Raw genomic sequence first — 10,157 nt, 5'->3', positions numbered from 1 at the left:
ACGGGATCTCGAACTGGACCGACTGGCCGCCGCCGTACGGGACGCCGTGGGCGGCGCCGGTTCCGTGGTGCTCGTGCTCGGCGAGGCCGGGATCGGCAAGTCGAGCCTGGTGCGGGCGCTGCCCGGGGTGCTGCCCACCGAGGCCCGGCTGCTCGTCGGCCACTGCGACGATCTCACCACCGGCCGCCCGCTGGGCCCGCTGCGCGACCTCGTCGGCCGGATCGGCACCGAGCTGGCCCGGGCGGTCCGGGACGCCGGCGACCGGCAGCGGGTCTACGAGGCCCTGCACGCCGAACTCGCGCGCGCCCCGCATCCCACGGTGCTGGTCGTGGAGGACGTCCACTGGGCCGACGACGCCTCGCTCGACGCCCTGCGCTACCTCGTGCGCCGGGTGGAGCGGCTGCCCGCGGTGGTCGTCCTGACCTACCGGGACGACGAGTTGAGCCGCGGCCACCCGCTGCGCCAGCTGCTCGGGCAGGTGTCGGGCGCGGCCCGCGTGCACCGGCTGCCCCTGGCCCGGCTCTCCCGGGACGCGGTCACGACGCTGAGCGAGACCGCGTCCCTGGACCCCGCCCAGGTGTACGCGGTGACGTCCGGCAATCCGTTCTACGTCGCCGAGGTCGTGGCGGCGGGCGGCACCGGCGAGGTGCCACCGACGGTCGTCGACGCGGTCCTGGCGCGGCTGCGCGGGCTCGACGACGCCGCGCGCGACGCCCTCGAACAGCTGGCGGTGGTCCCCTCCGCGGTGCAGCGGTCCCTGGTCGACGCGCTGCTGCCGGGCGCGGACGGCGCGCTCGCCGCGGCGGAGCAGCACGGGCTCCTGGAGGTGACGGCCGACCGCGTGGCGTTCCGGCACGAGATCATCCGGCGGGCCGTGGCCGACTCGCTGCCCGCGGCGCGCCGCATCGCCCTCGACCGTGCGGTGCTGGCGGCACTGATGGCGGCGCCGGACACCGACCGCTCCCGGATCGTGCACCACGCGGCGGCGGCCGGGGACCTGGACGCGATCGCCCGGTTCGGCCCCGGCGCCGCGCGGGACGCGGCACGCGCGGGCGCGCACCGCGAGGCGGCCGCCCATCTGCGCCTGGTGCTGCACCGGCGCGAGCACTACGGCCCGCGCGAACTGGCCGATCTGCTGGAGCAGTTCGCCGTGGAGAGCTACACCATCGGCGACTCGGGGGCGGCCGTCGCCGCGCAGCGCGACGCGGTGGAGCTGCGCCGGGGCCTCGGGGACCTGCGCGCGCTCGGCGCCGATCTGCGCTGGCTGTCCCGGATCCACTGGTGGGCCGGGGACGCCGACGCGGCGCAGTCGGCGGCGCGCGAGGCACTCCGCGTCCTCGAACGGGCCGGTGACGAACGGCTGTTGGCGCTCGCGCTCAGCAACACGGCACAGCTGCGCATGCTGTCCGACGAGAACGGGCGGGCCATCGAGTTCGGCGAGCGGGCCATCGTCCTGGCCCGGGCGGCGGGCGACGCGGCGATCCTCTCGCACGCGCTGAACAACGTCGGCAGCGCCCGCTGGCGCTCCGGGGACCCGTCGGGGCAGCAGCAGCTGGAGGAGAGCCTGGAGGTCGCGCTCGGCGCCGGCGAGGTGGAGCACGCGTGCCGCGCCTACGCCAACATCATCTGGTTCCTGCTCGATCTGCTGCGCTTCGACGAGGCGGACCGCTTCCTCTCCCCCGCCATCGAGCTGGCTGACCGCGCCGAGTACCTGGGGTTCCTCACGTACCTCCAGGTGGAGCTGGCGCTGCGGAAGTTCGCGGCGGGCGACTGGACGACGGCCGAGCGGTACGCGCGGCTGGGCGCGGACGTGTTCCCGCCCGCCCGCTGCCCCGCGCTCACCGTCCTGGCCCGGGTGCGGATCCGGCGCGGCGACACCGGCGGCACCGAACTCCTCGACCAGGCCTGGCAGATCGCGCTCGGCACCCGCGAGCTGCAGCGCACCGGTCCGGTCGCGGCCGCCCGGGCGGAGGCGGCGTGGCTGCGCGGGGACCGGGCCGGGGTGGTCGCGGCGGCCGAGTGGGTGCACGCCAGAGCCCGCCGCCTCGCCGCGCCGCCGCACCGCGCCGAACTCGGCTACTGGCTCACGAAGGCGGGCAGGCCGGTGCCGCCGGACGACTCGGGCCACCCCTACGCACTGCAGGCCGCGGGCCAGTGGGACAAGGCCGCACGGCTGTGGCGGGACGCCGGGTGCCCGTACGAGCACGCGGCTGCCCTCGCGGAGAGCCCGGACCCGGCGGTCAAACTGGGCGCGCTCACCACCCTGGACGGCCTGGGCGCGGTCCCGCTGGCCCGGCTGGTCCGCGCCGAGCTGCGCGAGCTCGGTGTACGGCGCGTCCCGCGCGGCCCGCACGCGGCGACCCGGCGCAATCCGGCCGGCCTGACGGACCGTCAACTGCAGGTCGTGCGGTGCCTGGTGGACGGAATGACCAACCCCGAGATCGCCGACCGGCTGGTGGTCTCCGTACGCACCGTCGACAACCACGTGCGGGCGGTCCTGGAGAAGCTCGACGCGCCCACGCGGCGGGCCGCGGCCCGGCGTGCGGTGGAACTCGGGCTGCTGTCCCGGGACGAAACCTAGGTAGATCCCGGGCCCGAGGTGGGTGGCCGGCACGGATGCCGGGGCGTGCGCCGCCGCCGTAGAACGGGCCGACCACAACCGTTTCGTTCCGGGGGACCCCATGACGAGCACACCGGCAAACGCGGCCCGCAAGGAACTCGGCGCGTTCCAGGGCGAGTTGATCGGCCCTGACGATCCGGGCTATCCGCAGGCGCGCGCCGTGTACAACGGGATGATCGACCGGCGGCCCGCCCTCGTGGCGCGCTGCGCGAGCGCCGACGACGTCGCCCTGGTCATCGGCTTCGCACGGCGGCACGCGCTGCCGCTCGCGGTGCGCGGCGGCGGCCACCACGGTGCGGGCCTCGGCACCTGCGAGGGCGGTGTGGTCGCCGACCTGTCGCCGCTGCACGAAGTCGGGGTGGACGCGGCGGCCCGCACGGTCCGGGTGGGCGGCGGCGCCACCTGGGGCCAGGTCGACGCGGCGACGCACGAGCACGGTCTGGCCACGCCCAGCGGCATCATCTCCACCACGGGCGTCGGCGGTCTCGCGCTCGGCGGCGGCCTCGGCCACCTCACCCGGCGCTGCGGCCTGACCGTCGACAACATCGTCGCGGCGCGGGTGGTCCTGGCCGACGGCTCCCGGGTGCGCGCCGACGCCGACGAGAACCAGGATCTGTACTGGGCGATCCGTGGCGGCGGCGGCAACTTCGGCGTCGTCACCGAGTTCACGTTCCGGCTCCACGAGGTGAGCACCGTCGTGGCGGGCCCCACCTTCTGGCCGGCCGAGCAGGGCGCCGAAGTCCTCGCCGCCTACCGGGAGTTCCTGCCGTCCGTGCCGCGCGACGTGAACGGCTTCTTCCTCTACGGCACGGTGCCGCCCGCCCCGCCGTTCCCCGGGGAACTGCACCTGCGCAAGGTGTGCGGCGTCGTCTGGTGCCACACGAGCGGCGCCCCGGAGGCGGCCGACCGGGCGATGGCGCCGCTGCTCGACGCGCTGCCCGCGCCGCTGCTGCATGCGGTCGGACCGCTGCCGCACCCGGCGCTCCAGACCATGTTCGACGGGCTCTACCCGCCCGGTGACCAGTGGTACTGGCGGGCGGACTTCGTCCACGACGTCCCGGACGACGCCGTCGCGCTGCACGCCAAGTTCGGTCCGCAGACACCGTCGATGCAGTCGACGATGCACCTGTACCCGATCGACGGGGCGGCCCACGACCTGCGCCCCTCGGACACCGCGTTCAGCTACCGGGACGCGCGCTGGGCGAGCGTCTACGCGGGCGTCGACCCGGACCCGGCGAACGCCGAGCTCATCAAGCGCTGGACCGTCGACTACTTCGAGGCGCTGCACCCGTACTCGGCCGGCGGCGCGTACGTGAACATGATGATGGACGAGGGCCAGGAACGGGTCCGCGCCAGCTACCGGGGCAACTACGCGCGCCTCGCCCGGATCAAGGCCGCCCTCGACCCGGACAACGTCTTCCGGCACAACCAGAACGTCGAGCCGGATCCGGCCGCCCGCTACGAGGCCCGCCCGTAGCGCATCCGCCGTGCCGCGCACCCGGCCGGACCGTAGCGTGGCCGCATGTGCTGGAGTGCGACGGCCGATCTGGTGGCGGGCACGGCGGTGACCGCCGTGGGGGTCGCCTGCGTGACGCGGGCGGCCCGCACCCGGCCGCGCGCCGTGCCGCTGGCGGCGCTGCCCCTGCTGCTGGGGGCGCATCAGCTCATCGAGGCGGTGATCTGGAACGACGGTGGCGGCAGCGGCCCCGCCACCGTCGCCTGGGCGGTGATCGCGCTGCCGCTGCTGCCGCTGTGGGTGCCGCTCGCGGTGCTCTGCGCGGCACCGCCCCGGGCGCGCCGCCGGCTGCTCGTGCCGGTGGCGGCGGGCGTGGTCACGTCCGCCGTCCTCGCGTACGTCCTGGCGGCCACGACCGTGACGGCCGAGGTCCGGGGGCACACGATGGGCTATGCGATCGGGCTGCCGCACGCGGGGTGGCTCGTCGGCGGCTATCTGCTGGCGACGATCGGCTCGCTGCTGCTGTCCGGCGAGGCGGGCCTGGTGCTGCTCGGCGGTCTGGTCGCGGTCGGCGCCGCCGGGTGCGCGGCGCTGTGGCGCTGGGAGTTCATCTCCACGTGGTGCGCCTGCGCCGCGCTGTGCTCGGTGGTCCTCTACGGCTGGCTGCGGGGCGGACCCCCTGCGGTCAGCCGCAGTTGAGGTTGCTGACCGGGCTGATCTGCTGGCCCTGCGCCGGGCCGCTGTTCCAGAAGAGGATCACGCGGTGGTCGTGGACGCCCGCGCAGCCCGCGCTGAGCGTCGGGCTGCCGCTGCCGATCCAGGTCTGCTCGGCGTCGTCGGCCCAGCCGTACCAGCGGGAACTCTGCAGGACGGCGCGGAACGTCCAGTTGTTCTCGCAGCCCGTGCTCCACGCCTGGGCGGAGACCGTGCCGGGCGGTCCCTGAACGGGTGCGCCCGCACCGGAGTTGCAGCCCGCGGCGACGGCCGGGGTGTGTGCGGTCGCCAGACCCGCGACGGCGAGGATCACGGCGCCGAACGCCGAGCGGAGAAGTCTCTTCGAGTGCGTCATGCGTCCACGGCTATCAGTCGCGCGCCGACGGCCGGGCGGTCCACGCAGCGGGAGTCCCCCGGCCGGCCCAGTCCCGCTCCGGGCAGCCGCCCACCAGGGATTCTTGCTAGCACCCATCGCGACAGTTACAGTCTCTAACAGACGCGATGAGTGATCACGCTCCAGCGATGACACGCACGGCCGCCCCGCGGCCGTCGAAGGGATCCGCCATGACCAGCACCGCACCGCTGCACACCGTCCTCGGCTCGGGCCCCGCCGGAACCGCGCTCGCCGAGGAGCTCGCCCGCCGCGGCCACCCGGTCCGGCTCGTCGACCGCAAGGGCGAGGGGACGGCACCCGCAGGCGTCGAGCGGTACGCGGCCGACGTCAGCACCGAGAAGGGCGCGCGGGCGGCGGTGGCCGGGGCCGCCGTCGTGTACCACTGCGTGAACGTCGCCTACCACCTCCAGGTCGAGGTGATGCCGCGGATACAGGAGGCGGTGCTCGGGGCCGTGGAGGAGAGCGGGGCGCGCCTCGTCGTCCTCGACACCCTGTACCCCTACGGCGAGACCGGCGGCGCCGTGATGACGGAGGACTCCCCCTGGCACGCCACGACGCGCAAGGGCCGGATGCGCGCCGACCTCGACGAGCGGTACCTGACGGCGCACCGCGCGGGCCGCGCCCGCGTCGTGCTCGCCCGCTCCGCCGACTTCTTCGGCCCGACCGTCCTCAACTCCACGCTCGGCGGCGCCGTGTTCCCCGCCGCGCTGACCGGGGGCGAGGTGCCGGCCCTCGGCGACATCGACCTGCCGCACAGCTACACGTACATCGGCGACGTCGCCGCCGGGCTCGCCACGCTCGGTGAGCGGGCCGACGGCGACGGCCGCGTCTGGCACCTGCCGACGGCGCCGGCCGCCACCACGCGGGAGGTGCTGCGGATGGTCGAGGAGCGGGCCGGACGGCCGCTGCGGCTGACGGCGGTGCCCGAGGCCCGCCCCTTCGGGCCGTTCGACGAGCAGTTCATGGCCGAGTACGCCGAGATGTTCTACCAGCACACCGAGCCGCAGATCATGGACTCGACGGCCTTCGAGCGGCACTTCGGCGCGGTTCCCGTCCCGCTGCCGGAGGCGCTGGACGCCACCGTCGCCTGGTACGGCGCACTGCTGAGCGGCGGGTCCGACGCCAATTGACCTACGTGACGCGTCAGTTGGTGATCGTCACACAGGGCAGGCCCACACTGTCGCCGCCGCGGAACCCCTCGGCGCACAGCCGGGTGCCGGCCGCGAAGTGCCGCTGCGGGTAGGCCTGGTCGCGGTAAGTGCGGAACGCGGCGACGTCCTCGGTCTTCGTCGTGGCGCTCCAGCCGTCGGTGGTCCACACGCGGGCGCTGATGGTGTGCGGCTGGTTGGTGTTGATGACGGACACCTCGACGCGGCCCAGATAGGTGCCGGTGTCGTACGTCTCGATGCACACGGCGTTGTTGCACCACTTGCCGTCGGCGACGGCCGGCGGTCCCGCGACGACGAGGCAGCCGAGCGCGGCCGCCACCGCGCCGAATCCGGAGACGATCTTCTTGACGACGGCAGACATGGGGGCTCCTGAACGGGTTGCGTGTTCGGTTGGTGCGGAACCGGGCCCGGCTCCGGCAGACCAACGCGCACCAAGATCAGGAGTTACGCGGAGTGTGGGCGAAGCAGGCGGTCAGCTGAACGTGCGGCGGTAGGCCTGGGGGCTGACGCCCGTGGTGCGCTTGAAGCGGTCGCGGAACGCGGTGGGTGAGCCGAAGCCGACCTGTCCGGCGATCCGCTCCACCGAATGCCCGGTGGTCTCCAGGAGGTGCTGCGCCCGGCGGATCCGCGCGCGGTGCAGCCACTGCAGCGGTGTGGTGCCGGTCTGTTCGCGAAAGCGGCGCATCAGGGTGCGGGTGCTGACGCCCGCGTGGGCGGCGATGTCGGTCAGCGAGAGCTCGCGGCCCAGGTTGTCCTGGAGCCAGCTCAGCAGGGGTTCGAAGGAGGAGCCCTGCGGGGTGGGTGCCTGCGGGTGGACGATGAACTGCGCCTGTCCGCCCTCCCGTTCGAGCGGCATGACGGACAGCCGGGCGGCGTCGGCGGCCACGGCGGAGCCGTAGTCGCGGCGGATCATGTGCAGGCACAGGTCGAGGCCGGCGGCGGCGCCGGCCGAGGTGAGGAACTGGCCGTTGTCGACGTAGAGGACGTCCGGGTCGACCTTGACGCCGGGGTAGGTGGCGGCCAGCAGGTCCGCGGCGATCCAGTGCGTCGTGACGCGCAGCCCGTCGAGGAGGCCGGTGGCCGCGAGGGGGAACGTGCCGACGCAGATCGACGCGATCCGGGTGCCGTCGGCCGCGGCCGCCCGCAGCGCGTCCCGCACGGCGGGGGCGAGCGGGGCGGTGGGCCGGGCGGTGCCGGGCACGATGATCGTGTCCGCGCCCCGCAGCCCTTCCAGACCTCGGTGCGTCCGGATGGTGAAGGTCCCCGCGTCGATCTCGGGCCGCTCGCCGCAGACGCGCACCTGGTAGCCGGGCCGGCCGTCCGGCAGACGGGTGCGGGTGAACGCCTCGACCGGGGTGGACAGATCGAACGGGATCACCTGGTCCAGGGCGAGGACGGCGACGGTGTGCATCGCGAGAACATACCCCTTCAACGGATTGGCGACAGACGGTTGAGGTTGCTTCATATGCGGATGAGCCGCCCCATCTGCTGTTCAGTACGTCTGTCGCTATCCCGTTGATGGATGTCATTAATGCCACTGGGACGGTGGTCGGTGACTGCATAGCGTCAGGGGCGAACCCGGCGAGGTCCGGGCTGTCGCACACGAAGGAACTCCTCCATGCACGTCCGCGCCGTCCGCCGAACACCCCGCTCTCCGCACGACGGCGACGGGGCGAGTCGCTGACCATGACGAAGTTCCTTCTCTCCCTGCACGTCCTGGCCGCCGTGCTCGCCGTGGGCCCGGTCGCCGTCGCGGCGAGCATGTTCCCCGCGTCCCTGCGCAGCGCGCTCGGTCCCCCGGGCGAGGCCGATGCACCGCCGGCCCTGCGGACCCTGCACCGCATCTGCCGGGTCTACGCGGCGGTCGGTGTCGCGGTGCCGCTGACCGGGTTCGCCACGGCGAGCAGCCTCGGCGTCCTGGGCAGTGCGTGGCTGATCGCCTCCATCGTGCTGACGACGGCCGCCGCCGCCGTGCTGATGCTGTGGATCCTGCCCGCGCAGGAGGCGGCGCTGGCCGCCGTCGAGGAGCCCGGATCCGGTCCGCCGCCCCGGCCGGCCGCTCAACTCTCCATGTCGGCCGGTGTGTTCAACCTGCTGTGGGCCACCGTCACCGTCCTGATGATCGTCCGACCCGGTTCCACCACCGGAGCCTGATCCGACGCCCCCGGCACGGTTCCTGAACTCCGTGCCCGTACACCGTAGTTGAACTCCCGACGAACAGTCCGCGAAGCTCCTCTGCGGATGCGCCGGAGTACCCCGGCGCATCCGTATCGTCGGTCCATGAGTTGGCTCGACATCACCTTCACGGCCGCGGGCCTGCTCCTCGGTGTCGTCTCCGTCGTCGCGCCGTTCGCCACCAACTGGCGGGCCAGACGCAGCAGACGCATCGGCTTCCGCAAGCAGATGGACATCGCCATAGGGCACAACGGCCCGGTGCCGGAACCGGTCGACGCACGGCTCGGACTCTTCAACGACCTGCCCGCGATGCGCGACGCCACGCTCGTGCTGCTGCGCATCGAGAACGACGGCTCCCGGCACATCGAGGAGTCCGACTACATCGACCCGTCGACGCAGTACGGGCTCACCGCCGAGTTCCCGGGCCGCCGCATCCAGGCGCAGGACGTCACGCTGCCCGACGAACACGCCAACCTGATGGGCTACTTCGAGAACCAGCCCGGTCTGCACGTGGCCGCGCCCGGCACCCTGCGCATCCCCCGGGTGCCGCTCAAGCCGGGCGCCCACTACAAGATCCTGGTGCTGCTCACGGGCGGGCAGGAGGGCGACGAGGTCACCGTCACCGGTGACCTCAAGGACGGGAAGCTGCACGAGAACCACAGCCTCACCCCGGACGAGAAGCCACCGGTGTTCAGCCGCCAGGCCCGCTGGACCACCGTCGTGCTCGGTCTCGCCCTGATGGCCGCGACCACGCTGCCCCTGCTGCTGCCCGGGCCGCTGCCGGACGACTGCGAGACGGGCACGCTCCGGCTGACCGGATCCACGGCGTTCGCCCCCGTCCTGACCGAGCTCGCGCAGAAGTACCGGGACCACTGCGGCGGCGAACCCGACATCACGGTCGCCGCGCACGGCAGCCGCACCGGGGTCCGCGAACTCGCCCTGTCCGGTGGCCGACCCGAGCAGGGGGCGACGGTCGTCGCGTTCTCGGACGGGCCGCGCCCGGCAAGCTACACCCGGCTCGGCGAGAGCCGCATCGCGGTCTCCCTGTTCACGCTCGTCGTCCACGACGACGTGCGCCTCACGAACCTCTCCGTGGCCGACGTGCGCCGGCTGTACCGGGGCGAGATCCGCAACTGGTCCCGGCTCGGCGGCCCCGACCTGCCGGTCGTCCTGGTCAGCCGGACCTCGGGCTCCGGCACCCGCTCCGCGCTGACCGCCCGGGTGCTGGCGGGCTCGGACGAACCGCCGGCGTCGTCGGACGACTGCGTCAACCGCACCGTCCGCACGGCCCCGCTGCTCCGCTGCGAACTGGACTCCACCGAGCAGGTCCTCGACACCGTCGCCCGGACCCCGGGCGCGCTCGGCTACAGCGAGCTGCGGGCCGCGTCGCCGCCGGACGCCCCGCACGGACTGCACCGGCTCACCCTCGACGGCCGGACGCCCGACCCGGACCGCCTCGACTCCAGCGGCTACCCGTACCGCGAGATCGAGTACGCCTACACCTACGGACGGCCGCCCGCGGACTCGCTGGCCTCCAGCTTCCTCGCGTACGCCGTGGACAACGGCACCGGCAAGGGCGTCGTCGCCACCCACGGCCACCTGCCGTGCGGGACACCCGTCGGCCTGCGG

General features: G+C 73.9%; 9 protein-coding genes. 6 read left to right on the top strand and 3 right to left on the bottom strand.

The features are described 5' to 3' along the window. The 3 genes from M4J07_RS43970 to M4J07_RS43960 all read left to right on the top strand — a co-directional run. Positions 1-2,581 (top strand): helix-turn-helix transcriptional regulator (locus tag M4J07_RS43970; protein WP_255982226.1); only part of this gene is annotated, 2,581 nt, incomplete at its 5' end. Between the two features lie 100 nt (positions 2,582-2,681). Beyond that, positions 2,682-4,097, top strand: coding sequence for an FAD-binding oxidoreductase (locus tag M4J07_RS43965; RefSeq protein ID WP_255982223.1), 1,416 nt, complete (start codon positions 2,682-2,684; stop codon positions 4,095-4,097). Positions 4,098-4,142: 45 nt separating this feature from the next. Further along, positions 4,143-4,775, top strand: a complete 633-nt coding sequence (locus tag M4J07_RS43960) for a DUF6629 family protein (protein WP_255982220.1) — start codon at positions 4,143-4,145, stop codon at positions 4,773-4,775. On the opposite strand, the gene M4J07_RS43955 is transcribed toward M4J07_RS43960, so the two are convergent. Beyond that, complete coding sequence (locus M4J07_RS43955; RefSeq protein WP_255982217.1) at positions 4,762-5,145, bottom strand: hypothetical protein; 384 nt, start codon at positions 5,143-5,145, stop codon at positions 4,762-4,764. The genes M4J07_RS43960 and M4J07_RS43955 overlap by 14 nt on opposite strands. 209 nt (positions 5,146-5,354) lie before the next feature. Between M4J07_RS43955 and M4J07_RS43950 the strand changes: the two genes are divergently transcribed. Beyond that, positions 5,355-6,314, top strand: coding sequence for an NAD-dependent epimerase/dehydratase family protein (locus M4J07_RS43950; RefSeq protein ID WP_255982215.1), 960 nt, complete (start codon positions 5,355-5,357; stop codon positions 6,312-6,314). Between the two features lie 13 nt (positions 6,315-6,327). On the opposite strand, the gene M4J07_RS43945 is transcribed toward M4J07_RS43950, so the two are convergent. Together M4J07_RS43945 and M4J07_RS43940 are read right to left on the bottom strand one after the other, a co-directional pair. Next, positions 6,328-6,714 carry a hypothetical protein gene (locus M4J07_RS43945; RefSeq protein WP_255982213.1) on the bottom strand — a complete coding sequence of 129 codons (387 nt, stop codon included), beginning with the start codon at positions 6,712-6,714 and terminating at the stop codon, positions 6,328-6,330. A 111-nt stretch (positions 6,715-6,825) separates the two neighbouring features. Then, positions 6,826-7,764: a GlxA family transcriptional regulator gene (locus tag M4J07_RS43940; protein ID WP_255982211.1), complete on the bottom strand. Its 939-nt coding sequence runs from the start codon at positions 7,762-7,764 to the stop codon at positions 6,826-6,828. Between the two features lie 275 nt (positions 7,765-8,039). Between M4J07_RS43940 and M4J07_RS43935 the strand changes: the two genes are divergently transcribed. Then, positions 8,040-8,507, top strand: a complete 468-nt coding sequence (locus M4J07_RS43935; protein ID WP_255982209.1) for a hypothetical protein — start codon at positions 8,040-8,042, stop codon at positions 8,505-8,507. Between the two features lie 126 nt (positions 8,508-8,633). Then, on the top strand, positions 8,634-10,157 hold a 1,524-nt coding region (locus M4J07_RS43930; protein WP_255982207.1), incomplete at its 3' end, for a substrate-binding domain-containing protein.

Source organism: Streptomyces longispororuber (assembly GCF_024448165.1).
Classification (GTDB): Bacteria; Actinomycetota; Actinomycetes; order Streptomycetales; family Streptomycetaceae; genus Streptomyces; species Streptomyces longispororuber_A.
The sequence above is the reverse complement of the archived record's forward strand: the minus strand, read 5'-3'. Positions and strand labels throughout refer to the sequence as shown.

What these genes read in the sequence shown, in the direction of transcription:
- M4J07_RS43965 (WP_255982223.1), top strand. Translation starts at nt 2,682, where the DNA reads ATGACGAGCACACCGGCAAACGCGGCCCGCAAGGAACTCGGCGCGTTC.
- M4J07_RS43960 (WP_255982220.1), top strand. Translation starts at nt 4,143, where the DNA reads ATGTGCTGGAGTGCGACGGCCGATCTGGTGGCGGGCACGGCGGTGACC.
- M4J07_RS43955 (WP_255982217.1), bottom strand. Translation starts at nt 5,145, where the DNA reads ATGACGCACTCGAAGAGACTTCTCCGCTCGGCGTTCGGCGCCGTGATC.
- M4J07_RS43950 (WP_255982215.1), top strand. Translation starts at nt 5,355, where the DNA reads ATGACCAGCACCGCACCGCTGCACACCGTCCTCGGCTCGGGCCCCGCC.
- M4J07_RS43945 (WP_255982213.1), bottom strand. Translation starts at nt 6,714, where the DNA reads ATGTCTGCCGTCGTCAAGAAGATCGTCTCCGGATTCGGCGCGGTGGCG.
- M4J07_RS43940 (WP_255982211.1), bottom strand. Translation starts at nt 7,764, where the DNA reads ATGCACACCGTCGCCGTCCTCGCCCTGGACCAGGTGATCCCGTTCGAT.
- M4J07_RS43935 (WP_255982209.1), top strand. Translation starts at nt 8,040, where the DNA reads ATGACGAAGTTCCTTCTCTCCCTGCACGTCCTGGCCGCCGTGCTCGCC.